The sequence below is a fragment of the Pseudoalteromonas piscicida genome, from assembly GCF_000238315.3.
GTDB classification, from domain to species: Bacteria; Pseudomonadota; Gammaproteobacteria; order Enterobacterales; family Alteromonadaceae; genus Pseudoalteromonas; species Pseudoalteromonas piscicida.
This window is the reverse complement of record NZ_CP011924.1, coordinates 959,641-986,377: the sequence shown is the minus strand read 5'-3', so window position 1 is coordinate 986,377 and position 26,737 is coordinate 959,641. Positions and strand designations below refer to the sequence as shown.

General features: G+C 43.2%; 23 protein-coding genes. 4 read left to right on the top strand and 19 right to left on the bottom strand.

Annotation, left to right across the window (positions count from 1 at the left end; all coding sequences use genetic code 11):
• Positions 1-4: 4 nt before the first annotated feature.
• The 5 genes from sucA to sdhC form a co-directional block, all read right to left on the bottom strand.
• Positions 5-2,818, bottom strand: coding sequence for a 2-oxoglutarate dehydrogenase E1 component (gene sucA / locus PPIS_RS04630; RefSeq protein WP_010371459.1), 2,814 nt, complete (start codon positions 2,816-2,818; stop codon positions 5-7).
• Between the two features lie 84 nt (positions 2,819-2,902).
• Positions 2,903-3,622: a succinate dehydrogenase iron-sulfur subunit gene (locus PPIS_RS04625; RefSeq protein WP_010371461.1), complete on the bottom strand. Its 720-nt coding sequence runs from the start codon at positions 3,620-3,622 to the stop codon at positions 2,903-2,905.
• A 10-nt stretch (positions 3,623-3,632) separates the two neighbouring features.
• Positions 3,633-5,405 carry a succinate dehydrogenase flavoprotein subunit gene (gene sdhA / locus PPIS_RS04620; protein WP_010371464.1) on the bottom strand — a complete coding sequence of 591 codons (1,773 nt, stop codon included), beginning with the start codon at positions 5,403-5,405 and terminating at the stop codon, positions 3,633-3,635.
• On the bottom strand, positions 5,406-5,753 hold the full coding sequence (gene sdhD, locus PPIS_RS04615; protein ID WP_010371467.1) for a succinate dehydrogenase, hydrophobic membrane anchor protein: 348 nt from the start codon (positions 5,751-5,753) through the stop codon (positions 5,406-5,408).
• Positions 5,744-6,121: a succinate dehydrogenase, cytochrome b556 subunit gene (gene sdhC, locus PPIS_RS04610; RefSeq protein ID WP_125252744.1), complete on the bottom strand. Its 378-nt coding sequence runs from the start codon at positions 6,119-6,121 to the stop codon at positions 5,744-5,746. The genes sdhD and sdhC overlap by 10 nt, the downstream gene beginning before the upstream one ends.
• A 416-nt stretch (positions 6,122-6,537) precedes the next feature.
• Between sdhC and PPIS_RS04605 the strand changes: the two genes are divergently transcribed.
• The 3 genes from PPIS_RS04605 to PPIS_RS04595 all read left to right on the top strand — a co-directional run bounded on the left by PPIS_RS04605 (position 6,538) and on the right by PPIS_RS04595 (position 9,550).
• On the top strand, positions 6,538-7,824 hold the full coding sequence (locus PPIS_RS04605) for a citrate synthase (protein WP_010371472.1): 1,287 nt from the start codon (positions 6,538-6,540) through the stop codon (positions 7,822-7,824).
• A gap of 102 nt (positions 7,825-7,926) precedes the next feature.
• The gene (locus PPIS_RS04600) at positions 7,927-9,138 is read left to right on the top strand and encodes an aminotransferase class V-fold PLP-dependent enzyme (protein ID WP_010371474.1); all 1,212 of its coding nucleotides are present in this window, start codon (positions 7,927-7,929) and stop codon (positions 9,136-9,138) included.
• Positions 9,139-9,142: 4 nt separating this feature from the next.
• Positions 9,143-9,550 carry a SufE family protein gene (locus PPIS_RS04595; RefSeq protein ID WP_010371476.1) on the top strand — a complete coding sequence of 136 codons (408 nt, stop codon included), beginning with the start codon at positions 9,143-9,145 and terminating at the stop codon, positions 9,548-9,550.
• Positions 9,551-9,579: 29 nt separating this feature from the next.
• Here the strand turns inward: PPIS_RS04595 and tcdA are convergent, their stop codons facing one another.
• The 7 genes from tcdA to PPIS_RS04560 form a co-directional block, all read right to left on the bottom strand.
• A complete protein-coding gene (gene tcdA, locus PPIS_RS04590; RefSeq protein WP_010371478.1) occupies positions 9,580-10,377 on the bottom strand; it encodes a tRNA cyclic N6-threonylcarbamoyladenosine(37) synthase TcdA in 798 nt (265 codons plus the stop codon).
• Between the two features lies 1 nt (position 10,378).
• Entirely contained in the window at positions 10,379-11,044 is a 666-nt protein-coding gene (locus PPIS_RS04585; RefSeq protein ID WP_010371480.1) for a TIGR01621 family pseudouridine synthase, read from the bottom strand.
• A complete protein-coding gene (gene kdsB / locus PPIS_RS04580; protein ID WP_010371489.1) occupies positions 11,031-11,792 on the bottom strand; it encodes a 3-deoxy-manno-octulosonate cytidylyltransferase in 762 nt (253 codons plus the stop codon). The genes PPIS_RS04585 and kdsB overlap by 14 nt, the downstream gene beginning before the upstream one ends.
• Positions 11,780-11,977: a Trm112 family protein gene (locus PPIS_RS04575; protein WP_010371492.1), complete on the bottom strand. Its 198-nt coding sequence runs from the start codon at positions 11,975-11,977 to the stop codon at positions 11,780-11,782. The genes kdsB and PPIS_RS04575 overlap by 13 nt, the downstream gene beginning before the upstream one ends.
• On the bottom strand, positions 11,967-12,950 hold the full coding sequence (gene lpxK, locus PPIS_RS04570; protein ID WP_010371495.1) for a tetraacyldisaccharide 4'-kinase: 984 nt from the start codon (positions 12,948-12,950) through the stop codon (positions 11,967-11,969). The genes PPIS_RS04575 and lpxK overlap by 11 nt, the downstream gene beginning before the upstream one ends.
• Positions 12,951-14,690, bottom strand: a complete 1,740-nt coding sequence (msbA, locus tag PPIS_RS04565) for a lipid A export permease/ATP-binding protein MsbA (protein WP_010371498.1) — start codon at positions 14,688-14,690, stop codon at positions 12,951-12,953. It lies immediately after the preceding gene.
• 62 nt (positions 14,691-14,752) lie between these two features.
• Positions 14,753-16,978 (bottom strand): DNA internalization-related competence protein ComEC/Rec2, encoded by a 2,226-nt coding sequence (locus PPIS_RS04560; RefSeq protein WP_248694153.1) that lies wholly within the window; start codon positions 16,976-16,978, stop codon positions 14,753-14,755.
• Here PPIS_RS04560 and PPIS_RS04555 point away from each other — a divergent pair, their 5' ends adjacent.
• The gene (locus PPIS_RS04555) at positions 16,979-17,488 is read left to right on the top strand and encodes a DUF2062 domain-containing protein (protein ID WP_010371507.1); all 510 of its coding nucleotides are present in this window, start codon (positions 16,979-16,981) and stop codon (positions 17,486-17,488) included.
• A gap of 116 nt (positions 17,489-17,604) precedes the next feature.
• Here the strand turns inward: PPIS_RS04555 and PPIS_RS04550 are convergent, their stop codons facing one another.
• From PPIS_RS04550 to pyrD, 7 genes are all read right to left on the bottom strand, one after another.
• Positions 17,605-19,329, bottom strand: coding sequence for a DUF3466 family protein (locus tag PPIS_RS04550; RefSeq protein WP_010371509.1), 1,725 nt, complete (start codon positions 19,327-19,329; stop codon positions 17,605-17,607).
• 8 nt (positions 19,330-19,337) lie between these two features.
• Entirely contained in the window at positions 19,338-21,254 is a 1,917-nt protein-coding gene (gene uup / locus PPIS_RS04545) for an ATP-binding cassette ATPase Uup (RefSeq protein ID WP_010371512.1), read from the bottom strand.
• A 1-nt stretch (position 21,255) separates the two neighbouring features.
• Positions 21,256-21,486: a glutaredoxin family protein gene (locus tag PPIS_RS04540; RefSeq protein WP_010371514.1), complete on the bottom strand. Its 231-nt coding sequence runs from the start codon at positions 21,484-21,486 to the stop codon at positions 21,256-21,258.
• Entirely contained in the window at positions 21,479-23,590 is a 2,112-nt protein-coding gene (gene rlmKL, locus PPIS_RS04535) for a bifunctional 23S rRNA (guanine(2069)-N(7))-methyltransferase RlmK/23S rRNA (guanine(2445)-N(2))-methyltransferase RlmL (protein ID WP_010371516.1), read from the bottom strand. The genes PPIS_RS04540 and rlmKL overlap by 8 nt, the downstream gene beginning before the upstream one ends.
• A 466-nt stretch (positions 23,591-24,056) precedes the next feature.
• Positions 24,057-24,800, bottom strand: a complete 744-nt coding sequence (locus PPIS_RS04530) for an RICIN domain-containing protein (protein ID WP_010371518.1) — start codon at positions 24,798-24,800, stop codon at positions 24,057-24,059.
• A 159-nt stretch (positions 24,801-24,959) separates the two neighbouring features.
• Positions 24,960-25,487 (bottom strand): cell division protein ZapC domain-containing protein, encoded by a 528-nt coding sequence (locus PPIS_RS04525; protein WP_081629144.1) that lies wholly within the window; start codon positions 25,485-25,487, stop codon positions 24,960-24,962.
• Between the two features lie 121 nt (positions 25,488-25,608).
• Positions 25,609-26,619: a quinone-dependent dihydroorotate dehydrogenase gene (gene pyrD / locus PPIS_RS04520; RefSeq protein ID WP_010371524.1), complete on the bottom strand. Its 1,011-nt coding sequence runs from the start codon at positions 26,617-26,619 to the stop codon at positions 25,609-25,611.
• Positions 26,620-26,737: the final 118 nt, after the last annotated feature.

The following is a 26,737-nucleotide window of genomic DNA, read 5'->3' as shown; positions in this document are numbered from 1 at the left end:
TTCCTTATTTCTTAATTGTTAAAGCGTCAGCAATTAACGCGTTTTGTTCTTTAGTATGTGTAGACATGTATCCACATGCTGGTGCAGCTGAAGCCTTACGGCCTGCATAAGTCAGATTTGCGCCAGCTGGGATAGCTTCCCAGAAATGATGCTGTGAACAGTACCAAGCACCTTGGTTTTGTGGTTCTTCTTGACACCAAACAAAATCTTTTACGTGCTGATAGCGAGCCATGATCTCATCCATCTCTTTGTGAGGGAATGGATATAGCTGTTCAACACGAACGATAGCCACGTTGTTAAGCTCTTGCTTACGACGCTCTTGCAGTAGTTCGTAATAAACCTTACCGCTACAGAACACTACACGCTCAACGTTTTCAGGATTGATATCATCAATCTCATCGATCATGTTATTGAATACGCCTTCAGATAGCTCTTCTAGGCTAGAAACAGCTAATGGATGACGTAATAGCGACTTAGGCGTCATTACAATCAGAGGACGACGCAGCGGACGAACCGATTGACGACGCAGCATTGCGTATACTTGCGCTGGTGTTGACGGCACACATACTTGCATATTGTGGTCAGCACAAAGCTGTAAATAACGCTCTAAACGCGAAGAACTGTGCTCTGGACCTTGACCTTCATAGCCGTGAGGAAGTAGTAGTGTTAGACCACACAAACGGCCCCACTTCTGCTCACCTGAACTTAAGAATTGGTCAAATACGACTTGCGCACCGTTAGCGAAGTCACCAAATTGCGCTTCCCATAATACCAATGACGTTGGCTCTGCTGTCGCGTAACCATATTCGAATGCAAGTACCGCTTCTTCTGATAGTACTGAATCGTACACTTCGAACAAGCCTTGACCTTCGCGAATATTTTGCAGCGGAAGATAAGTAGACGCGTCTTTTTGGTTATGAACTACGGCATGGCGGTGGAAGAATGTACCACGACCAGAATCCTGACCAGTAAGACGAATATCAGTGCCTTCATCAACCAAGGTCGCGTAAGCCAATGTCTCAGCCATACCCCAATCAAGCATTTTCTCACCTTGCGCCATAAGTTTACGGTCATCGTAAATCTTTTTAACGCGTGATTGTGCTTTATGAGCCTCAGGGTAGCTCGCAATCTTTTCGCCAAGCGCTTTGAGTTTATCTAGCGCAACTTTTGGCTCATACGGCGTGTCCCAATCGTGACCAACATACTTAGACCAATCTGATGAGTGTTTGGTTTCTTTTTGAATTTCTTCTACAACACAAACGCCTTTATCAAGACCATTTCGGTAATCATCAGCAATTTGTTTCGCATCGTCTTCAGAAATCACACCTTCGCGTACAAGTTGATCAGCATACAATTGGCGAGGTACTGGGTGCTTTTTGATCTTCTGATACATCAGCGGTTGCGTTGCATTTGGCTCATCCGCTTCGTTGTGACCGTGACGACGGTAACATACTAAGTCAATCACCACATCACGTTTAAACTTATTACGGAAATCAAGTGCAACTTGTGTAACAAAAGCAACGGCTTCAGGATCATCTGCGTTCACGTGGAAGATAGGTGCCTGAACCATTTTAGCGATATCAGTACAGTATTCAGTCGAACGAGTGTCTTCGCGTTTTGACGTAGTGAAACCAACTTGGTTATTAACTACGATACGGATCGAACCGCCAACGCCGTATGCACGTGTTTGCGATAAGTTAAACGTTTCTTGAACGACACCTTGACCTGCGATTGCAGAGTCACCATGAATTGTGATTGGTAATGCTTTAGAACCACTTTGGCAATTCAAACGGTCAAGACGAGCACGTACCGAACCCATTACTACTGGGTTTACGATTTCAAGGTGAGATGGGTTAAATGCCAATGCCATATGAACATTGCCACCCTTCGTACCGAAGTCAGAAGAGAAACCCATGTGGTATTTAACGTCACCAGAACCTGCGTGCTCGCCATATTTACCAGCGAACTCGTCAAATAGTTCTTGTGGGTTTTTACCCAATACGTTCACTAGTACATTTAGACGACCACGGTGGGCCATACCAATTACGGCTTCTTGCTGACCGCTTTCACCAGCACGGTGAATAAGCTCTTTCAGCATAGGCACAAGTGAGTCACCGCCTTCTAGAGAGAAACGCTTAGCGCCTGGGAATTTTGCGCCCAAGTACTTTTCTAAGCCGTCTGCAGCAGTTAGACCTTTGTAGATTCTTAGTTTGGTTTCTTTGTCGAATTGTGGCTTCGAGAAGGACGATTCCAAACGCTGTTGTAACCAACGTTTTTCTTCGGTAGAGGTGATGTGCATGTACTCAGCACCGATAGAGCCACAGTATGTCGCTTTAAGCGCAGCGTACAAGTCTTTGAGTTTCATTGTCTCTTTGCCACAAGCAAAAGAGCCAACGTTAAATTCTTTATCTAAGTCTGCATCGGTTAAATCATGAAAAGCAGGGTCAAGATCGCGAACACGTTCTCTATCCCAAATCCCTAACGGATCTAGGTTTGCGTTCTGATGACCTCTGAAACGGAATGCATTAATTAACTGCAGAACTTTAACTTGCTTGGCATCAGCAGAACCCTCTGCGGAAACCACGACTTCTCTGTGTTTGTTTTTAGCAAGCTCCGCAAATTGCGCTCTTACTTCTGAATGTTTAGTGTCAACATCCACTCCATCAACTTTAGGTAGTTGATCAAACACCTCTCGCCACTCTTCTGGCACTGAAGCTGCATCATCTAGATACGCCTCATATAGATCTTCTACGTACGCAACGTTACCGCCGTACAAATGCGAAGATTCTAGCCATGCCTTCATCACACCTTCGTGCATCTATTAGCCCTTTTATCTAGCGCAGAAACTCAAACGAAAACAAGATGGCAAGCTTTTGCTTGCCATCTTAGCTAGTAGTATGTGTTATACCGAACGGTTTAACAACATTGATTTAATTTGTCCAATTGCCTTAGTTGGATTAAGGCCTTTTGGACATACGCTAACACAGTTCATAATACTGTGACAGCGGAATACGCTGAACGCGTCATCAAGACCAGCAAGACGTTCTTCTGTCGCTGTATCACGGCTATCAGCCAAGAAACGATAAGCATGTAGAAGACCCGCAGGACCGATGAACTTGTCTGGGTTCCACCAGAAAGAAGGACAAGACGTTGAACAACATGCACAAAGAATACACTCGTACAGGCCATCTAGCTTTTCACGTTCTTCAATTGACTGAAGACGCTCTTCACCACCAGTTGGTTTGTCGTTGATCAAGAATGGCTTAACCTTCTCGTATTGCGTATAGAACTGGCTCATGTCGATTACCAAGTCACGGATCACCGGAAGACCTGGTAATGGACGAATGACGATCTTGCCTTTACCACCATTCTGCAAAGCAGAAATTGGAGTAATACATGCAAGGCCGTTTTTACCATTCATATTAATACCGTCAGAACCACATACCCCTTCACGGCATGAACGACGGAAAGATAAAGATGGATCTTGCTCTTTTAACTGCATAAGAGCATCTAATACCATCATGTCACGACCTTCCTCTACTTCTAGAGAATAGTCTTGCATGCGTGGTGCCGCATCTTCATCAGGATTATAACGATAAACAGATAATTCTAAAGTTGCCATCGCTTAGCTCCTAGTATGTACGTGCTTTCGGTGGGAATGCTTCACGAGTCTTAGGCGCGTAGTTAACTTCACGCTTACTCATAGACTCAGACTCTGGGTTGTAAATCGAGTGACACAACCAGTTTTCATCATCACGCTCTGGGTAGTCGAAGCGAGAGTGTGCACCACGACTTTCCGTACGGAAGTTCGCAGCAACCGCTGTCGAGTACGCTGTTTCCATCAAGTTATCTAACTCTAGACACTCAATACGTTGCGTGTTGAATTCAGCAGACTTATCGTCAAGACGTGCGTACTGTAGACGCTCACGAATTTCTTTAAGTTCTTTAAGACCTTCAGCCATTGCATCACCTTCACGGAATACCGAGAAGTTAAGCTGCATACAACGTTGTAGATCTTTCTTGATTTGTACAGGATCTTCACCCTGACCTTTCGCAGAAGTTTCCCAACGATTAGTACGCGCAAGTGCTGCGTCTACGTTATCGTTGCTTGCTTCTTTGGCGATTTCAGCATCTTTCAAGTAAGTACCAAGGAAGTTACCCGCCGCACGACCGAATACGACAAGGTCAAGCAGTGAGTTACCACCTAGACGGTTTGCACCGTGTACAGATACACACGCAATCTCACCTACTGCAAATAGACCTTCAACGATCTTTTCATTACCTTGACCGTCTACGTTTAGCACTTGACCGTTTACGTTAGTTGGTACACCACCCATCATGTAGTGACAAGTTGGGATTACTGGAATTGGCTCTTCTGCTGGGTCTACGTGTGCGAATGTCTTCGCTAGATCACAAACGCCAGGAAGACGTAAGTTAAGTGTCTCAGCACCTAGGTGGTCAAGCTTCAGCTTGATGTGCGGACCCCAAGGACCATCACAGCCACGACCTTCACGGATCTCAGTCATCATTGAACGTGCAACAACGTCACGTGACGCTAGGTCTTTCGCGTTTGGCGCATAACGCTCCATGAAGCGCTCGCCATCTTTATTAAGAAGGTAACCACCTTCACCACGACAACCTTCCGTTACTAGTACACCCGCACCTGCGATACCTGTCGGGTGGAACTGCCACATTTCCATGTCTTGCATTGAAATGCCAGCGCGTACCGCCATACCAACGCCGTCACCCGTGTTGATGTGCGCGTTCGTTGTTGATGCGAAAATACGACCCGCACCACCAGTTGCAAGGACAACTGCTTTTGATTTGAAATAAGTGATTTCACCTGACTCGATGTCGATTGCGGTGACACCCACTACATCGCCATTGTCATTTTTTACTAGGTCTAGTGCATACCACTCAGAGAAAACGTTTGTTTTGTTTTTAACGTTTTGCTGATATAGGCAGTGTAGCAACGCGTGACCAGTACGGTCCGCTGCGGCTGCTGTACGTGCAGCTTGCTCGCCACCAAAGTTTTTCGACTGACCACCGAAAGGACGCTGATATACGCGACCGTTCTCAAAACGAGAAAAAGGTAGACCCATGTTCTCAAGTTCAGTGATAGCTTCTGGACCTGTTTTACACATGTACTCGATAGCGTCTTGGTCACCGATGTAATCAGAACCTTTAACCGTATCGTACATGTGCCATTCCCAGTTGTCCTCGTGAGAGTTACCTAGCGCAACGGTGATACCGCCTTGTGCTGATACTGTATGAGAACGAGTTGGGAAAACTTTTGAAATAAGAGCACAAGTTTTGCCTGATTCCGAGATAGCAAGTGCCGCGCGCATACCCGCACCGCCTGCACCGACTACAACTGCGTCAAATTCACGTACGTTATATTTCACTTAAACACCCCACAGAACAAACAGACCAATAGCTACGTAAGCTAAAGCCATAAGGTTTAATACAAAGCCAAGAATAGTGCGAGTTGTTGAGTTCTTAACGTAGTCAGTTAGAACCTGCCACAAACCGATGCGTGTATGTACCATGATGCATACTAGTGTGATCATCGTTGCTGCTTTGACAGCTAAGTTTGAGAACAACCCTGACCAAGCTTCATAAGTCAGTTCAGGAGTAATTAGAAGATAGCCTACGATGAATACCGCGTAAGCTAGGATAATTAACGCAGTTGTACGTAGTGACACGTAGTCTTGTACGCCATCACGCTTTAGAGTCGCTTGATTTAAGACCATATCCATACTCCAGCCAAAATTGCTACGATAACCCAAAGTGCTAGTGCAATCTTCGCGCTATTGTTGCCTGATTCTAATTCTTCCCAATGTCCCATATCCTGGATCATGTGACGGATACCACCGATGATGTGGTAAGACAATACAGTTAGGGTGCCCCACGCGATGAATTTCGCGATAAAGCCAGACATCAGTTCTTTTACAAACTCGAAGCCTTCAGGAGAAGAAAGGGATTCAGACCAAGCCCAAATCACAAAGGTCAAAGCGAAGAAGAAAGCGACACCGGTGACACGGTGAAGAATCGACGCTTTAGCCGTTGGCGGCATAGATATAGTCGTAAGATCTAGATTTACAGGTCTTTGCTTTTTCACAGTTACTTGCCCATCTTTGCCCACAAAGGAGCTCATCTACTTGTTTTTATGAAACCCACCTACATATTGCAAATGTAAGTGGCACACTCTAGATAAACCAATTAGGACACCAAAAAGTTCACTCGAGTGTAAAAATTGATGTAAAAATAGGTTTACCCACAGACGATACGGTATAAAACCGTTGACAGTATATAAGGCTATGCGCCCTTTTACAATTCTTGTTTAGATAGAGACGCTTGCGAATTAGCGAATGGTCTAATATTTAATCGTCGTAGAATATTTATTATACATTTATGCATAAATCACAGAAAAATTGACTTTTAACCTAGGTTATAAGTTAGAATGATCTGAATTTGCTTAACATTAGTATCACAACATAACAATCAGAATATTGTTATTAAATAGGAGACAAATAGATGGCAGATAAAAAAGCCACAGTCCATATTGATGGTCACGATCCGATTGAGTTACCAATTTACGAAGGTACAGCTGGACAAGACGTAGTTGACGTTCGTTCTTTGGGTGCTCACGGCCTATTTACGTATGACCCAGGATTTATGTCGACTGCCTCTTGTGACTCGTCTATCACTTACATTGACGGTGCCAAAGGTGTACTGCTTCACCGCGGTTATCCAATTGAGCAACTTGCTGAAAATTCTAACTATATTGAACTTTGCTACCTACTATTAAATGGTGAATTACCAAGCGAAGAACAACTAGCTGAGTTCTCAGATGAGATCACTCGCAACACAATGATGCACGAGAAAATTGCAGCGTTTTTCCAAGGCTTCCGTGTCGATGCACACCCTATGGCAATGCTATGTGGTGTAGTTGGAGCGTTATCTTCGTTCTACCACTCAGATTTGGATATTTCTGACGAAGATCAACGTATGCGTTGTGCAATCAAGTTAGTAGCTAAGCTACCAACAATTGCTGCAATGGCGTACAAATATAACGTTGGCCAACCGTTCGTATATCCACGTAACGACTTGAGCTACGCAGAAAACTTCCTCCACATGATGTTCTCTGTGCCAGCTGAAGACTACAACGTCAGCCCTGTACTTGCTAAAGCAATGGATCGTATTTTCATGCTTCACGCAGATCATGAGCAAAACGCGTCAACTTCAACAGTTCGTCTTGCTGGCTCTTCAGGTGCAAACCCTTACGCGTGTATCGCGGCAGGTATTGCATCACTTTGGGGTCCTGCACACGGTGGCGCAAACGAAGCATGTTTGACTATGCTTGAAGAAATCGGCTCTGTTGATCGTATTGACGAGTATGTTGCAAAAGCAAAAGACAAGAACGATCCGTTCCGTCTAATGGGCTTTGGACACCGCGTTTATAAGAACTTTGACCCACGTGCGACAGTAATGCGTCAAACGTGTCACGAGGTGCTTAAAGAGCTAAACATTCAAGATCCACTGCTTGACGTTGCAATGAAACTTGAACAGATCGCCCTAGAAGACCCTTACTTCATCGAGAAGAAACTATACCCGAATGTAGACTTCTATTCTGGTATCATTCTTAAAGCAATCGGTATTCCAACAAGCATGTTTACGGTTATCTTCGCGATGTCTCGTACTGTGGGCTGGATTTCACACTGGAACGAAATGCTTTCTCAACCAGGACACAAAATTGGTCGTCCGCGTCAGCTATACAAAGGCTACACGTCTCGCGACTACAAAACACAAAACGACAGATAATCTCGTTATTGTGTTTGAAAAGGCCGCTTAATGCGGCCTTTTTTGTTTTAATATCGCCGCGTATTCGTTAGAATCGCGCTGCTCAATTAACTCAGGTACGTTATGACTGACATCCAATCTCTGCGCAACGACTTTCCAATTTTGAACAAACAACTCGATGGGCAGCCGCTTTGCTATCTTGACTCTGCTGCAACTGCGCAAAAACCGAACAAAGTCATCGATGTCATAAAAACTTTTTATCAAAATGAGAATTCAAACGTACATAGAGGTTTACACACGCTTAGTGAAAACGCCACGGTTCGCTACGAAAGTGCCCGAGAAACAATTGCCAATTTTTTAAATGTAGAAACACGAGAAATCGTATGGACCAGCGGCGCAACTGAATCACTCAACTTGTTGGCTCATGGCCTGAGTGCACGCTTCAATTCAGACAGCGTCATTGCCATCAGTCCCTTTGAACATCACGCTAACATAGTGCCTTGGCAAGAAGCTTGTCAGCGTACCGGCGCAACTTTACTGGTGTTACCTATGTTAGACGGCGTCCTCGATGAGCAAGGCGCTATTGCGCTGTTAAAGCAGCATAAACCTGATGTGTTAGCCATGGGCCATGTTTCAAACGCACTTGGGAATATTCATCCAGTTGAGTCGCTCATTTCAGTTTGCAACGCCTTAGGTACCATCACGGTTATCGACGGCGCACAGTCTTTACTGCATTTGAGACCTGATCTGAAGGCACTGGATTGCGACTTTTATGTTTTTTCAGCTCATAAAGCGCTTGGACCAACAGGTGTCGGTGGACTTTATGGTAAATACCAGCAACTAAATGCGCTCCCCGTATACAAAACCGGCGGCGAAATGATAAAAGAAGTGAACTTCGAGCGTTCCAGCTATAGAGAGGCACCTGGCAAGTTTGAGCCCGGCACTCCCAATATTTCTGGCGTTATCGGATTTGCCGCAGCGATAGATTATGTAAACGAGATTGATCCCAGTGCACTTCAACGATACGAGCAAGCGCTCTACCACTCCCTTTTAGAGAAGCTAAGACAGATTAAAGGCATCACGGTTTATGGCGATACACAAAACAATGTTGGCGTCGTCAGTTTTAACTATAAAAACGAACACCACTACGATCTTGCCACACTACTCAATACATACGGCGTAGCAGTGAGAAGCGGACACCATTGTACTCAACCGCTAATGAAAATGCTCAAGGTTAATGGGACTGTACGTGCAAGTTTGGCTTTTTATAATAACCAAGACGATATTGAGCATTTTATTAATGCGTTAAATGCCACAATAGATTTATTAGATTAAACTTATGAATATTGAACATATCACAAAAAAATTATCCGAAAGTCACGGCTGGCAAGCCAAATACCGTGAAATTATGCTGCTAGGAAAACAACTTCCTGAGCTTCCTGATGCACTGAAAGTCGACTCAGCATTAGTGTCGGGCTGTGATAGTAAAGTGTGGCTCTATCTGGACTTAGATGAAAGTGCGCAGCAACTCGTACTTATTGCCGACTCAGATACGCGTATTGTTAAAGGCTTACTTGCAATCATCATTGCAGCGTACGCAGGTAAAACGCCTGAGCAGGCGAGTCAATTTAATGCTTATGAGCTGTTTGAGTCGCTTGGATTAATTGCTCATCTGAGCCCATCAAGAGGTAATGGTATACGTGCGATTGTTGAACAGATCCAAGTGCAGGCGGAGATATTAAAATAAAGTGATATAAGGTGCTCAAACGAGCACACTTATTTGCTGCTTTTGCTTTGTTTATCGAGGTACTTACGTATTGCTTTGGACGCCGCAAAAAAACCAAAACTCCCGGTTACCATAGTGGCAGAGCCGAACCCGGTGGCGCAGTCCATGTTTTTCCCACCTTCAGCTTGTTGCTTTGCTTTGCACACGGTGCCGTCGGTACTTGGGTAAACGAGTTGCTCTGTGGAATACACGCAATCTACGCCAAATTTACGTTTTGGATTATCGCTAAAGTTATATTGTTTTCTGAGAATATAGCGTACTTTTGCCAGCAGCGGATCATGGGTCGTCTTTGCCACATCCCCAAATTGGATCTGGCTCGGATCGGTTTGACCACCTGCACCACCTGTAGTGATCACCGGTATTTTATTGCGCTTACAATGCGCAATTAATCCTGCTTTCTCTTTAACCGCGTCGATACAGTCGATAACATAATCAAAGCCTTGAATATAATTTTTAATGTTATCTAACATCAAAAAATCATCGATCAGGGTAACTTCACAATCTGGGTTAATCGCAAGACAGCGATCTCGCATTGCCTCTATTTTTTGCATCCCGATACTTTCGCTATGAGCATGTAACTGACGGTTAATGTTGGTTACACAAATATCGTCCATATCGATAAGCGTTATTTTACCTATACCCGTTCTCACTAGCGCTTCTATAGCCCAACTGCCAACGCCACCAATACCAATGACACAAAAGTGTGCTTTACTTAATGCTTCTAACTCGGCGTTACCGTATAACCGACCAATGCCGCCAAATCTTAGTTCTCTACTCGAATCAGTCATGTTACCACTCTAATTGACTTGGATTTTGCCAACTTGCAAAGATTTCATGTGCCAATAAATGGCCAAATGCACCATCACCTTCAGGCGCCGCTTGATAGTGTTGATGGTTACCTTGCCACTCAAATTCAAGGCAAAATGCGTGAAGATACGTTCTATCTGCAGGCTCTCCACTATAGGCTAAATCGCCTAAAATTGGCGCACCGATGCTTTTTAGTGCCACCCGAATTTGGTGTGTTTTGCCGCTAAACGGTTTAACGATACAAGCGCGTAGGTTGGTCGCAACAGAGCATGAATAAAATCGAGTCACCGCAGGATTTAGCTTAGTTTTAACCAGTTTATAGGTGCCTCTACGCGACTTAGCCATATCACCTTTTATCCAGCCTTGCTTTTTCTTCGGTTTAGCACTAACTAACGCCAGGTAAAATTTGTCTATTTTCCGAGCGGAAAACAAGCTCGTCAGCTGCTTTGCAGCCTCGCTAGACTTCGCTAAAAGGATGAGTCCCGATGTGACTTTATCGAGGCGGTGAACTGGAAATAAGGGATAGCCTAGTTGATCCGTCAGTAAGGCAACAAAACCTGCACCGTCCTCACTATGGAAGCTCATACTATGTGGTTTGTATGCAACCACATAGTCTACCTCGTCCGCAATGAGCTTAAACTTTTCCATTCAGTATCTCTTGAACCCGTGCCAAATCTTCAGGAGTATCCACTCCAGCATGCACCGGCTTAGCCGCTTTAGCGACCTTAATTTTGTATCCATGATACAGCACGCGTAGCTGCTCTAGCGACTCTTGCACTTCTAGCGGTGAAACACTTAGCGATAAATAGGTTTGAATAAAGCCCGCACGATAGGCATATATGCCAACATGACGTTTAAAATGGCTCACTGGAATGCTATTTTTGTCGAGCGTTAACATACTGTCACGCTGAAACGGAATAGACGAGCGAGAGAAATACAGTGCGTTGTCTTGAATATCAGACACCACTTTTACGGCATTCGGATTTAACACCTCTTCTACATCTTCCACATCAACGCACAAAGTCGCCATCGGTGCATCAGAATGATGCAGTAGTGCTGCCACTTGTGCGATGTTATCAGGCTCTAGCAGTGGCTCATCACCTTGTACATTAACCACCAAGGTTTGTTCGTTCAGCTCCAGTTGTTCAACAACTTCGGCGAGTCGCTCAGTACCTGATTGGTGATCTTCACGCGTCATGAGCACATTATCAGTGAAGTGTTGCGCAGCCTCAAATACCGCACTGTGATCGGTAGCAATATAAACCGCTGCAGCGCCAGATTGAATAGCCTGTTCGTAAACACGCTGGATCATTGGTTTACCGCCGATATCGGCAAGTGGTTTACCAGGCAGCCGGCTTGAAGCATAACGCGCCGGAATAACGACTACGAATTCCACTGCTCAACCTCATCACTGCTCAGCTCGCGCGCTTCGTTTTCCAATAACACAGGAATATCGTCTTTAATTGGATACGCAAGCTTGGCTGCTGTGCTGATCAACTCTTTGTTTTCTTTGTCATATCTTAATTTGCCTTTACATACTGGGCAGGCAATTATTTCTAGTAATTTGGTATCAAAGGCCATGATAAATCTCTTTCTTTTTAAGTAAATTTAATACCGCTTTTTCAAGCGCTGATGTAGGTTTGGCATCTACTTTGAGGTAATACCAATTATCTTTTGCAAATGTGCGACACTTTACCGCATCTTTCTCTGTCATAAAAATAGCGCCGCTTTCAATTTGCGAGAAGTCGGACGCTTGGTATGGATGATGGTCCGCAAAATGTAGAGTTTCACCCAGAACAATCCCTCTATCTCGTAGCGTATTTTCAAATCGCGCTGGATTGCCGATAGCACAGACTGAAGCGCCAGCCATTTCTATGTTGGATGCTGGACTATCATCTGTAACACGAAAAAAACCAACCGTCTCTAACGTGTAGGAGTAACTTTCGCTTCCACCATTGTATACGGTAAGATCGACACTCTGAATACGCTTAGGTGATTCCCTAAGCGGCCCTGAAGGCATCCACAAGCCATTACCAAAGCGTCGCTCAGCATCAACAATACAGAACTCAATATCTCGTGCCAATTTATAGTGCTGTAGCCCATCGTCGCTGACGATGATGTTTACATCGCTATTACCTAATAATTTTTCAATACTGGCTTGTCTATCAGCACCAATCATCACTGGGCATTTCAATCGTTTAGCGAGTAAACAAGGTTCATCACCGCCCTCTTCCGTTGAAGTCGCTGCAGTGACCAAAAACGGGGTTGAGCTAGGTTTTGCACCGTAGCCTCGACTGATCACACCAACCTTAAAACCAAGCTTTTCAAGAAAAGGGACTAACCAAAGCACAAATGGCGTTTTGCCATTACCGCCCACACTGATGTTACCGACAATAATAACCGGAACAGGCGAGCGGTACGCGGGGCATATACCGAGTTTATAAAGCCCCTTTCTCACCGAGCTAATAAGTCCAAATAGCAGGCTTAACGGAAGCAATAATAACGTCAGTACGCCCGGCTTCTTATACCAACTTTGCTCTATTTTTGATGCCATTTATTGCTCACCAAACTGCATTTTGCAAAGTGCATGATAAACCCCTTCCTGCGCGACCAATTCAGCATGCTTGCCTTGTTCAATGATCTTGCCTTTATCTAGCACATAGATGCAGTCGCAACGCTCGATTGTCGATAACCGATGGGCAATTACTATGGTTGTTTTGTCGGCCATCAGCTCTTCTAACGCTTGTTGGATCAAACGCTCAGATTCTGTGTCTAACGCTGATGTGGCTTCATCTAAAATAAGGATAGGTGCATCTTTCACAATAGCACGCGCGATGGCGATACGTTGCCGTTGTCCGCCAGAAAGCATCACACCATTTTCACCAACAACAGTATTTAGGCCCTCAGGAAGATCTTTAACAAACTCCCAGACGTGAGCTTGTTTTACGACTTTTTCTAAGGCTTCTTGCGATAATGGCTGCTTTAACGAGTACATTATATTGTTTGCAATGGTGTCATTAAACAGCACCACTTGCTGCGACACGATGGAAAACTGCGCGCGTAAATCCGCAAGCTGGTAATCATTTATGTTCGTGCCGTCTAACTCAATACTGCCCGCTTCAATATCATAGTAACGCGGTAATAGATTAGAAATCGTTGATTTTCCTGAGCCACTTCTACCAACCAACGCAATACTCTGCCCGGCTTTGATTTCAAGGTTTAATGACTCAATTACCGGATCGTTTTTAGATGGATAAGTAAAGGTTAAGTCTTTGACTTGTAGGTTACCTTGAGCACGAGATAAAGACTGAGTGCCAGTGTCCTTTTCTTTTTCAAGATCAATCACCGCAAACACACTTTTCGCCGCAGAGATCCCGCGTTGCAGGTCACTATTCACATTGGCAAGTTGTTTTAAAGGACGCAGCATCATCATCATAGAGGTGATCAAAGTGACAAAGGTGCCCGATGAAATTTTATCTACCATAGAAGGCATTGCGACAATCGCGAGTATCACCGCCATTGCGCTCGCCGCTATAATTTGGATGATAGACACGCTCAGCGCTTTAGTCGCGTCCATTTTTACGCGTTGCTGGCGATTATGATTATTAACTTTAGCAAAGTGAGAGATGGTTTTATCTTGACCACCAAAGCCATGAATAACTTTATGACCCGCCATCATTTGCTCAGAGCTTTTCGTCACTTCTCCCATCGCATCTTGAATATTCTTGGAGATTTTCTTAAAACGCTTAGACACCACAGTAACTATCACCGCCACGATTGGTACCACAACTAAGAAAATGAGCGATAGCTGCCAACTTGCATAAAACATCGTGATAAGTAAGAAAAATACAAATGCACCTTCACGGATCAGCACTTGAAGCGCCTTAGTGACGGCTTGCTGTACCTGCTCAGTATCAAAAGTGATTTTTGATATCAATTCTCCATTAGAATGTTGATCATGAAACGACACTGGTAGATACAACATATGTTCAAATAGTTGCTGACGCAAAGCACGCACAACCTGAGACCCAACATAAGACAAGCAATACGATGCCATATAGTTAAAGATACCGCGTCCAATAACTAACGCGATGACAACAAAGGGAGCCAGTTTTAGTACATCGCGATTCCCTGCAGTAAGGCCCTCATCGATAAACGGATCCATTAGCGCAACGAACGAAGCGTCCATCGCAGCGTACCCTATCATGCCAATTACTGAAAATATGGCAGCGAGTTTAAAGTCTTTTACATAGCTAAATAATCTAGCGTAAATCTGCTTGTCGGTTGGTTGCATTGCCAGCCTCTACTTTTCTATATGGCATTATTGTAACTTTCAAATCGTTAAAACTGAATGGATTATCTGAGAAACCAGTAATTTTCCACTTCCCGAGCTCGTTCAACTGTAATTTCTTGAGCAAAAATTGAGATCTTTATATGGCCATCTAAGGCGGTATCCAATAGTGTGCTCCCTACTCTTTGGTATCTTTCAATCACTTTCTCATTGGGAATTTTCCAAGGCGAATAAAAGGCACGAGAAAATATCGCAATATCTGGGTCAACCGCTTGAATAAACTGCTCGCTCGAAGAGCTGCCACTACCATGGTGTGGAACCAGTAATATATCGGCCTTGAGTGCATCTTTTTCGAGGTTAAGTAACTTAGTTTCAGTGACTTTCTCAATATCTCCTGGTAATAAAAGCGTAAACTGCCCATCAGAGATACTAACTACACAAGAATTATTGTTGTCATTGTTCGACATTTCTTGAGGCCAGATCACTGATATGTCTAGCCCTTGAAATTGATGTGTTCCAAGCACACAGCTATCAGCAGCACTTGCTCGGTGAAAACGCTGTAACGATTTCCCGCCGTCAAAAGCTATGAGGTCGTCAACGCCACCATTATGGTCACCATCGTTATGACTAATGATGGTATCTTGTAGCGTAATTCGATTATTCAAAAGATAGGGTTTGATCACAAACTCAAACATCGAAAAATAGCCAAAATACTTGGCCCCCACATCATAGAGCAGCCCTTTGTTATTACGAGAAACTAACACAGCGGTTCCGTGACCGACGTCAAAAACATCGACTTGCCATAGCGGAGAGGCTCGAAATAGATACTGAACGAGGAAAATTAATATAGGTAATAAACCAAAATAATTTCTGAATAAAAACAGCAGCAAAGCACTTAAGTAGCTGGTTATTAGAAACATGGACGAAACGCTGGGTATATCCACCCAAGTTAGTGGAGCGCTTTGCAACAGCTCAAACAGAACCACTAACCCACTATCAACTAGATGAAGTGGAAGTTGCCAATCAATAGCGTGCAACGCAGTAACATGAAGCAGTAGTAGCGGAAATACCACAACAGAAATCAATGGGATCACTATGATATTTGCAACCAATGAAATGATGCTCGCACCGGAAAAGAAATAGAGGTTGAGTGGCAACAGACAGATAAATAACGCAAGCTGCAACTTAATTAACGCAAGCAGTTTCGCACCTAAACCTCGGCCAACTTTTGTCACTAACGTTACGATAATAGCTACCGCAAAAAAGGAATAATATAAACCAGGATTGAGTAGTGAAAACGGGTCTACCACTAAGACGATTGTCAACGCAGCCGTTAACACCTGAAGTGCTTTAAGGCGCACGGCAAAGAGGTAACATGCAACCCATACCATTGCCATGATCAAAGCTCGAGTCGCCGATACACTGTAGCCGCAGAGAATAACGTAACCAAAACACAAGAGTAACGCAAAAACCAAACACCATTGATGTAAGTTAGCTGCTTGGGAAATTATTACCGGGATACAATACAGCACGACTTTTATCAGCAAAAACGCGATGGCAAATACCATTCCGATATGAAGCCCTGAAATCGCTAGCAGATGGCTCAAACCAAGACTTCTAAATTGTGTTTTGTTTTCGAAGTCGACTTTGCTTGTATCGCCTGTTAATAAAATATAATACAGCCAAGCATAGTTGAGCCCATTGAACTTTTTATCTATGAATAAGCGGTAATTATCTCGCCACGTAGTGTCCTTCACTAGCGAATTGATTGTTTTGATGCTGCCCTTGAAATACATATGTTTTCTAAACGCGTGCAATTCAGCGTTAAAAAGTCCGATATTAACTCGGCTACGATAACGTTTAAGTTTTACCGTAAATTTAATGTGGTCACCGACACGCAACATAGGCGTTGATGAGTTACGATAGAGTTTTGCATTTACAGTACGCCAACGCGCAAACTGGTAGCCGTCAACTTGCTCTAGCTGTACCTTTAACGCTTCACCAATCACAGAATTATCAACGTCAATAACTTTACCCGAAGCAGTAACAAGCTGCGATTGCCAAATTTCTGGTATTTTTAGCTGATAAAAAACAAAGTAATGACTAAGAACAATGGAAATCCCTAAAATAAATCCTGCCAATATAGGACAAAAAAGCTTAGAATAGCGGCCCATGAAGTAGAGGAATATGCTTATTGCGGCTAATCGCCAATTGTCGAGAAGAAATACCGCACTGAAGCAACCCAGAATTATTCCAAAACATATCAGAATCCAAGTAGATGGCAGCTGCAAATGGCGAAAAAAACGATTCAACGCTTTTTACCTGATCATAATAAAATCAAACAACAGAAATCATTAAAAATCTTTGGTAAGTTACTGCATGATGCCAACCTCTGGCATTTAAACCGGCGCTCAGCACGTGGCGCATTCTCGGTGGGGCTATTTTTCGCATTCATCCCTGTTCCTTTTCAAATGGTATTGGCAGCAGCACTAGCGATTCCATTTCGCGTTAACTTGCCTTTGTCTATTGCTCTCGTGTGGATCACCAATCCACTCACGATGCCGCCGATATTTTATTGCTCATACTTAGTCGGTGTATTTGCCCTTGGCCAAGAACAACAGCCATTCCATTTTGAGGCGAGTTGGGAATGGCTTGCACAAAGCCTAACAACGATTGGGCCTGCATTTATCGTCGGCTCTTTGATCTGCGCAACACTTGCCGCTATTATCGGCTTTTTCGGTATCGATTACCTATGGCGACGTTCAGTGAATAAAGCGTGGCAAAGTCGCGGCCAAGGCTAATACCAGTATAGTTAAGATTTGTACTGGTTGAATTAAATATCGAATTGAATTTGCGAATATTTCTTTTCGAACACAAAAAAAGCCCTTCCGGGCTTTTTTATCGTCTAAATTGTACTTTAGGCTTTACGACGTCTTCTCAGCGCCACTAGTGGTAACGCGAGTAAACTAAGCCAAGACCAGCTTGCAGATTGACGCTCATATGTCTCTGCTTCAGGTGGTGTACAGTTTTCAGGCTCACCAGAAATTGGGGTAAGTAGAACAGGTAAGCTTACCGATTCATACTCAGTCTCGCCCTTACTGTCCTTCTCAATTTCACCCAATGTATTGCGTCTTTCAACCGTTTTGGTCGCAATCGCATATATCTTGTTGTCATCAGTGATCTTCACAGCTTCTGCAATGGTGTAAGGGAAAGAATCGTTCTTACAAGGAAGAAGTGAGTTTATATTCACTAGTTTTTCTGCACCAATTTCATATAAAAACGCTTCGCGACGACGGTTAGAGCCACTCTTTTCTGTAACACCTTGGCCTACAACAAAGCCATTATTGTTGATATCTGTGATTGCTGTCGCCGAACCCTCAAAGTATGCAGGCATTTCTTTGAACTCAGCGGTATTCGCATTAAAATAAAAACCTGTTGAGTCATAATCTCTTGAGCCATTCGATGAACGACCAAACATACCAACAATAATCCCATTATCATTTACATCAACCGCTTGGCTGTATTCGATATAACTCTCAACTTCTTTGATGCGCTTAATTTCATTGTTAGTAAAGTAGACGGCTTGCTGATAAGGAAGTACTTTATCATCGCTTTTCCTACGAGCATAAGAGTCACCAACAGTCAGACCGTCCACATTAGTTGCCAAAGCCAAGCTTGAATAGGCTCGATCATCATCTTCATCTGGTGTAAAACCAAGTCCAAGATCGGTTGAACTGACTAAGTTAAAATCGTTATCAAACGTCCACTTGTAGGCTCGAGTATGATATGGCGAGGTCAATCTTTGAATACACACATCGACTGGTTCATCCACACCATCACAACTGTCTTCTATATTTTCTGTTGCTCTTTGCGATAACGAAGTTGAACTTTGTCCCACAACAATATAGCCGCCATCAGCGGTTTGTTTAATATCAGTGGCAAGAGAAAGGCCGCCATATTCTGTAAAGGCAGGCTCTAACCTAATTTTCTCTCCAGCAGGTGTAACTAAAATACCTTTATTTCGCCAATCACGTACAAAATAAGTTTCTTCTTCTGTTTCACCCTCAGGAGTAAAAGTTATCTTTTTAAAAGGTGCAGAGCCCCATCCTACTATTGTCCCGTCTTCTGCGATGCTTGTAAGATAGTTAGTGACTGAGCGAGTGAGTCCTTCGTAATCAGGAGATTGTTCATCAAATACCACAAACTCTTCTGCAGTATTGTTGTTATATGTCAAAGAAATTGCTCTTTCAATTCTTTGATACTCTTGGCTAGCTACTCTACTTGAATTCATAACATAGGACAGCATAAATGCATGAGCTTGAGCATTCGTATTAGCTGCATTATTGTTTTGAATATCTTCTAGTGTGAAGGTGATTTCTTCTTCGATCAGCTCGTACTGCTTTTTTGTACTGTCGTAATAATTTTTGAGTGTTGAATCATCGAAGTCGATATACGACACATCAATCTTTACACCAAATAAATTGGAAGCGTGACCAATCACGTCTCCAGCTTCATTGGCATCCGACACGTAGCTATATTTGCTATTATCATGTCTTGGTAATTCAGTTAACTGATAGGTGGCAGCGGCCGCCTGTTGTGAAAGGGCTACGGCGACACTCGCGGCTAAAAGTTTAAATTTCATTTTAATCCTTACTGCTGATTCTGTAATGCTTCTAGTTCTTCCCAGCGTTCAAACGCGGCTTCCAGCTTCGACTCTAGCTCAGTCAAATGGTTCAATGCCTTGTGGGTCGTTTCTTGATCTTGTTTAAAGAAGTCTGGATCGCTGACCAGTGCTTGTTGTTTGTTCACTGCCTCTTCAAGTTCCTCTACTTTACTGGGCAACGACTCTAATTCAAGTTTTAATTTGTAACTCAGTTTATTTGAACGAGCAGGCGCAGCTGCCTTTTTAGTCTCGGCTTGTTGCTGTTTTTCTTGATGAACCTTTTGTGCTTCTTTCTTTTGCTGCTCTCGTCTTTGCTGATACAGCTCAAAGTCACTATAACCGCCAACAATTTCTGTCACCAGGCCTTCGCCCTCGAACGCCCAAACACTGCCACAAGTATTATCGATAAACTCTCGGTCGTGGCTGACGACCAGCACCGTGCCTTGGTATTGGTTTAAGATTTCTTCAAGTAACTCGAGCGTCTCAATATCCAAGTCATTGGTCGGCTCGTCCAGCACAATAATATTTGAAGGCTTAAGGAAGAGTTTAGCAAGTAATAAGCGGTTTTTTTCACCGCCCGATAATGCCTTTACAGGGGTTCGTGCTCTCGCAGGTGGAAATAAAAAGTCTTGCAGATAGCCAAGCACATGACGCGAGCGTCCGCCCATCATCACTTCTTGCTTACCTTCTGCGACATTATCCTGCACAGTTGCTTCTTCATCCAATTTTTCACGGTATTGGTCGAAGTACGCAACTTCTAGGTTTACGCCTTGTTTTACGCTGCCTGCATCAGGTTTAATATCACCAAAAAGCATTTTTAACAGCGTGGTTTTACCCGCTCCGTTAGGACCGACCAAGCCAATACGGTCACCACGCATCACCAGCGTTGAAAAGTCCTTCACAATGCATTTTTCTTGGAATGCTTTGTCTAAATGTTTCGCTTCAAAGACCAGCTTACCGGAACGATCCGCGGTCTCGATGTTAAAGTCTGTCTTACCTTGCTGCTCGATGCGTTGCTTACGCTCAACACGGAGCGCTTTTAGTGCTCGCACACGCCCTTCGTTACGGGTTCGACGAGCCTTGATCCCTTGTCTTATCCAGGTTTCTTCTTCGGCAAGCTTTTTATCAAACAAGGCATTCTGTTGCTCTTCCACTTTTAAATCATGGGCTTTTTGTTCTAGATATTGCGCATAATCTCCAGGGTATGAAACCAACTTGCCACGGTCTAAATCTAAAATTCGAGTCGCCATTGCGCGAATAAAGGCACGGTCGTGAGAGATAAACACGATCCCCCCTTTAAACTCTTTCAGGAATTGCTCAAGCCAGATAACACTTTGCATATCAAGGTGGTTAGTCGGCTCGTCGAGTAGCAGCAAGTCTGGATCGCTCACCAACGCTTTGGCCAGCGCGACTTTGCGTAGCCAGCCACCTGAGAGTTCTTCTAGGCGCATATTCGCATCTAATTGCAACTGGCTAAGCACTTGCTTGATCCGTGACTCAAAACGCCACGCATCTTCGCTTTCCAATCGCTGAGTCAGGCGCTCAAGCGAGGTCATCAGTTTATCTGACTGGCTGGTTTGTAGTTTTTCACTGACTTCATGAAATTCAATGAGCAGCTCAGCAACATCAGGTAAACCGTTCGCAACATAATCAAAGACCGACCCATTTGCGCCCTTTGGTGGGTCTTGTTCTAGCCTTGAAACTTTTAATCCACCAACACGGTTGATTTCACCATCATCAAGTTGAACTTGATCATCAAGTACTTTCAGTAACGTTGATTTACCGGCACCATTTCGGCCCACAATACAAACGCGCTCGCCTGATTCAATAACGGCATCAGCTTGATCAAGTATAGGGTGTGAGCCAAAAGCCAGTTGGGCTTTAGCAATTCGAATGAGATCCATATTATTCTATAAATTCTTGTAGTTGTTGTTGAGTAAAAGGCCAGCCAAGTTCCTGACCTGTCTCGCCTTTTTTAATCACAGGGATTCTATATTGATATTCCGTCATCGTCTCTTCGCTATCGACGATATCGACTAGTTCAATTTCGGCTTCAGGCAAAAATTGAATTAACATCGCCAACGCTTCTTCACAAAGATGACAACCATCGGTGTGGAATAAGGTACATTTAATCATGACGGATCAACCAGCTGTTGTGAATTTGCTTGTTACGTTTAAAATCCAAAGACAAGGTTTGCGATGAGTATTCCTCAGCAGTTAGGCCAAGTGCCGCAAGTCCCATTTCATCGATTTTAAATCCGCGTTTGTTGTTAGAAAACAGCAATACACCATTCGGTGCTAATATCTTCTTTACCCAACCAAATAGTTTTAAATGATCTCTTTGTACGTCAAATGCGTCAGACATACGTTTAGAGTTAGAGAATGTTGGTGGGTCTAAGAATATCAAATCATATTGACCAACTGCTCTTTCAAGCCATTTTAAGCAATCCGCTTGCTCAAATCTGAAACGTGGATTCTTCAAACCATTTAGCTCAAAGTTTTCTTCAGCCCATTTTAGATAGGTCTTTGACATATCTACCGTGGTAACAGATTTAGCACCGCCAACTGCGGCGTGCACAGAAGCACTACCTGTGTATGCAAATAGATTCAACACCCGCTTATCTTTCGAATGTTGCTGAATAAACTTGCGGGCTAAGCGGTGGTCAAGGAATAGACCTGTATCAAGATAATCAAATAGGTTAACCTTAAACTTAGCACCGTACTCTTCCACTACCTCAGTGCGGTTTTGCTTGTCTAGGGCCTTGTATTGCTCTTGACCTTTTTGGCGCTTTCTTACTTTTACCGCGATGTTTAGCGGGTCGATATTAAGCTGCTCGGCGGTCAGTGTGATCACGTCTTGCAAACGTTTTTGCGCAACGCTATCGTCAATTTCTTTTGGCGCTTTGTATTCAAAGATGACTGCGTTATCGTTATATACATCAACCGCAACATTGTACTCAGGGATATCTGCGTCATAAACACGATACGCGTTAATGTCTTCTTTTTTCAGCCGAGATTTTAAGCCTTGTAGGTTTTTCTTCAAGCGGTTGCCAAACGCAGTCGAGCCTTCAAAATTAAGCCCACTGCTCTGTTTATTTTGCTGTACCTGCATTTCATTCATTTCATACAGGTTAAGTAGCACGTCGAGCGGACCATTTTTGAATTTATAAGACTTTTTACGCGCTAGTTTTAGCACTTTTAATAGGCTTTCTTCACTCGCAAGTAACGCCAAATTCCAGTCTTTGTAGTGCTTTTTAAAGGCGATACCCATATTGCGATATAGCGTAATAATTTCAGCCATACCACCTAGACGTTCACCATAAGGCAAGTTACTCAGCACAGTGCCAGGACGTTTAGCAGCAAGGCTAAGCTGATTGGCATCTTCAAACTTAAACTTAATATGTGACTCAACGCCTGCGCGCTTAGCATTACGCTCAGCAATTGACAGCACACGTTCATCGATATCACTACCGATCAGCCATAAGCTCTTTTGCTCTGGTTGTACATTTAATTGTGCTTTAAGCTCGGTGAACTTACTTTCACGAAAACTCGGCAGGCGTTTAAAGGCAAAATCTTTATTAAGGTTAGTCGGTAAGCCAAGCGCCATAGATGCCGCTTCAATTAATAACGTGCCAGAACCACAGCAGGGGTCAAAAAGCGGCTTATTAGTATCTTCAAGCCAGCCGCTACGTTTAACCAGCGCTGCCGCTAAATGTTCACGAATTGGCGCTTTACCTTGTTTGTCACGATAGCCTCTATCAGATAAGCGAGGTCCCGAGAAATCGATATATAGCGCACAGCCTTGCTTAGATAATTTCGCTATGATGCGAATATCCGGTGTCTGTTTGTCAACATCTGGACGTTGTTCAAACAGGTCATTGAAGTAGTCAACGATCCCATCCTTAACCACCAGGCCAGAGAATTGCGTATTTTTAAGCGCATTATTCGTACCATTAAACTCTACTGCAAAGGTCTGCTTTGGGCTAAACCAATCTTGCCATGCCTGAAAACGAACAAACTTGTAGAGAGAATCTTTGTCATTCACTTCTGGTTTGTCATCGATAAGCAACATCACGCGCGTTGCAAATCGTGTCATCATACAGAACTTTTGTACGTCTAGATTAGCGCCTGTGAACTTAACTGAACCAACGGTTTGCTTGTTTATTTCAAAACCAAACTCGGTTAATTCTTCAACCAGTAACTGCTCTACACCAATAGATGTCAATGCGATAAATTGCAATTTGAATACCCTTAAATTTCAACTGGGCGCAGTATAACACACAAGTTATCGTTAGTTATTAGTTGAGCTTGGTTGTATGAGGATAAATTACGATAAAAATTTTAGAAAATGTAGAATATCGGACTTACTTTTTATACTTGAACAGTAAGAGAATTGTATAAGCATATTGAATAAACCGTACGAACTTGCACGACCATTAAAGCTACAATACATCGCAAGATACATATTGATACCACGAGCACTCAGTTCGACATTCCACGATACTCGTTACCTGTTCCTTATGCACCCTACTGAATTTGCAAAAGTTAATTAGTGCCTATTTAACCCAAACCGCAATCTTATGCCTTCAACAAAACTTAGAATAGGCACTCAAAAATATAATGATAAACCTCGTTCATAGAGCGAAGTTTATCATCAATATGAACCATATTTAGAAAGGTTCTTTCACAAAAACTAATGAGGCAGATTAATACCTACCATTAGTTTCACCCCAATATGCAACTTCCCATTGCTGATCAGGGTAGCCATCGCAGTGATACAACATCATACTAATGCCTGACTTACCTGAATAACCCCTAACATCTAAACACATACCATTCTGTTTATTCACAATTTCGCCTGTTGAAGTGAACCTCCACAGTTGATCTGGTTTACTTTCGCAGTCCCAAAACATTACATTGTCTTTCGACTTTCCGCTGTATCCAGCAGCATCTAGGCACAAATGAGGATCTTTCTTTCTTCCAGAGGTGTTTTCTGGTGGATTAGTAGGTCTAATCTCAACCCATGGGTCACTAAATTCTTCCCCTATAATATCAGCAAGTATTGATACATTATAGGTAGTATATCCAAGATTATATGGACCTCTATCCCAAGGATCTCTAGAACGAGGATCATTAGGGTACGGATATTCAGGAACGACTCCTAGTGGATATATAGGTTTTCCGTTTTTATATAATGCGAAAAACTGGTCTGCACCTTGGTCACATGTATGAGTTTGCACGTTCTGGCCTTTAGAAGGCCTGTATTCATTGCCTTTACCGTCTATACATATTTCCTCGCCTTCCTCGAACAAGCGTTGATAGTTTAGAAATCTAAGCCCGTAATTATAAGCTTTCAACTCGTCGTCTGTTGCTGCGCTAGAACTTGTAGAGTAAGGTAATGCTGATGTCGCTATCAAAATCATAGCCGCTTTGGTATGTAAGTTTCTCAAAATTTTATCTCCTTATTCCTGAGAAGCGTCAGATAATAAAGCACCCATAACAGAAACACAAGAGAAAATACAAACAATTAGCCTTCTAGAAGGGCTATTTTAATCTAGGCTATAAGCAAAACTCTATACCCATCCCTATTTACTCACAGAAATGAGCTTTTATGCGCTTTGATGAACTCGGTGTGTTAACACAAGAGGCGCTAACCGATCGTTTAGTACTTTTATCGCCTGAAATTGTTCAAGCTCTATTCCCTCATCAAGAATAAATTGCTCGTTCAAGCTTAAACAAAGGCTTGATTGACCATCATGCTCGATAATTAGAAACTCGCCGCGGCTTAACTTGGAATTTAAACACACAACTGCCTCACTCACAGGTTCACCACCAAAATATGGCTTAAAAAACCAGCTTTTTGCTTGCATCGGTTGTAAGTGAAATTTTGCTGCAGTTGCATTTAAAGCGATTTGGCAGCATCTAGGCTCGTTCCAAACACCAAAACCGCATAGGTAGGAAAATACACTCTGATAAAATTCAGCCTCGCTGAGACTAAAATTGGGATTAACGGTTGAGTCTTCAGTAAGGTGGCGCAAACGAAAAGGCGTGCAAAGCTGAAGCTCGTCACCCAAATCAATTAACAACCTGTTCCTTTCTGTGCAGCGGATCCATTGCCACTCTTTTGAAGCTTGCAAAACTTCTCTCCCACCAACCAATTAGCTCAACTAGTAAGTGGGAGTATAACGCGAAAAACGCAATGATGAAATTTTTTATAATAACGTTTTGTTTTGGATCATTTGGTTATATGACCGATCCTTATAAGGACGAAACGATCTTTTTAACAAGCGCTGGCCCTTCATAAATAAAGCCTGTGTAGACTTGCACTAAATCTGCACCAGCTGAAAATTTCTCTTTTGCAGATTCCGCACTGTCAATACCACCTACACCGATAATTGGTAGCTTACCGTCGGTAATACGCTTCAATTCGCTGACAACATGCGTCGATTTTTCACGAACAGGTCTTCCAGACAAACCGCCTGCTTCATTACCGTGCTCTAGGTTTTCTACCGCATCACGGGCTAATGTTGTATTAGTTGCAATAACACCATCAATACGATTATTAACTAACGATTCTGCGATCTGGGTTAACTGAACGCCATCGACATCTGGTGCGATCTTTACCAACATAGGCACTGACTTGTTATGCTTGGCGATCAGATCCATCTGTTCATTTTTCAGGCTTTGCAATAGATCATCTAGCGCCTCGCCATATTGTAGATCTCTCAGACCCGGTGTATTTGGTGAAGAGATATTCACGGTGATATATGAGGCATGCTCAAATACTTTTCTCATACAGTGAATGTAGTCATCTTTACCTTGTTCATTCGGTGTATCTTTATTTTTGCCAATGTTGATCCCAAGGATCCCATCGTATTTTGCTGCTTTTACATTGTTGACTAGGTAATCGACGCCCTTGTTATTGAACCCCATGCGATTAATAATCGCATTTGCCTCAGGTAGACGAAAGATCCGAGGCTTATCGTTGCCCGCTTGTGGTCTCGGCGTGACAGTTCCCACTTCAATGAAACCAAAACCCATTTGCGCAAATGCTTCGATACACTCAGCATTTTTATCAAGACCGGCGGCCAACCCGACTGGATTTTTAAACTCTAACCCTAGAAAATTAACAGGTTTGTCTTGAACTGATTGAGACCATGCAAGGCTCATTGGCGTATTCGCAAAGCGGCGCAGGTTGTTTAGGGCAAAATCGTGTGCCCACTCCGCATCTTTATTAAACATAAAACGACGCGCAAGATCGTAAAACATGGTAGCTCCTCAGTATTGATAACGTAATCGACTTAGCTAAAATTACCCAAGCGTAACTTTAGCTAAATGGATTATGCCAATGGCATTAGACAAAAAAATACCCCAGTCAAAGCTGGGG

Excerpts from the sequence above, each read along its gene's own strand:
- sucA (WP_010371459.1), bottom strand. The coding sequence starts at position 2,818 with ATGCACGAAGGTGTGATGAAGGCATGGCTAGAATCTTCGCATTTGTAC.
- PPIS_RS04625 (WP_010371461.1), bottom strand. The coding sequence starts at position 3,622 with ATGGCAACTTTAGAATTATCTGTTTATCGTTATAATCCTGATGAAGAT.
- sdhD (WP_010371467.1), bottom strand. The coding sequence starts at position 5,753 with ATGGTCTTAAATCAAGCGACTCTAAAGCGTGATGGCGTACAAGACTAC.
- PPIS_RS04605 (WP_010371472.1), top strand. The coding sequence starts at position 6,538 with ATGGCAGATAAAAAAGCCACAGTCCATATTGATGGTCACGATCCGATT.
- PPIS_RS04600 (WP_010371474.1), top strand. The coding sequence starts at position 7,927 with ATGACTGACATCCAATCTCTGCGCAACGACTTTCCAATTTTGAACAAA.
- PPIS_RS04595 (WP_010371476.1), top strand. The coding sequence starts at position 9,143 with ATGAATATTGAACATATCACAAAAAAATTATCCGAAAGTCACGGCTGG.
- tcdA (WP_010371478.1), bottom strand. The coding sequence starts at position 10,377 with ATGACTGATTCGAGTAGAGAACTAAGATTTGGCGGCATTGGTCGGTTA.
- PPIS_RS04585 (WP_010371480.1), bottom strand. The coding sequence starts at position 11,044 with ATGGAAAAGTTTAAGCTCATTGCGGACGAGGTAGACTATGTGGTTGCA.
- PPIS_RS04575 (WP_010371492.1), bottom strand. The coding sequence starts at position 11,977 with ATGGCCTTTGATACCAAATTACTAGAAATAATTGCCTGCCCAGTATGT.
- lpxK (WP_010371495.1), bottom strand. The coding sequence starts at position 12,950 with ATGGCATCAAAAATAGAGCAAAGTTGGTATAAGAAGCCGGGCGTACTG.
- msbA (WP_010371498.1), bottom strand. The coding sequence starts at position 14,690 with ATGCAACCAACCGACAAGCAGATTTACGCTAGATTATTTAGCTATGTA.
- PPIS_RS04555 (WP_010371507.1), top strand. The coding sequence starts at position 16,979 with ATGGCGAAAAAAACGATTCAACGCTTTTTACCTGATCATAATAAAATC.
- PPIS_RS04550 (WP_010371509.1), bottom strand. The coding sequence starts at position 19,329 with ATGAAATTTAAACTTTTAGCCGCGAGTGTCGCCGTAGCCCTTTCACAA.
- uup (WP_010371512.1), bottom strand. The coding sequence starts at position 21,254 with ATGGATCTCATTCGAATTGCTAAAGCCCAACTGGCTTTTGGCTCACAC.
- PPIS_RS04540 (WP_010371514.1), bottom strand. The coding sequence starts at position 21,486 with ATGATTAAATGTACCTTATTCCACACCGATGGTTGTCATCTTTGTGAA.
- pyrD (WP_010371524.1), bottom strand. The coding sequence starts at position 26,619 with ATGTTTTACGATCTTGCGCGTCGTTTTATGTTTAATAAAGATGCGGAG.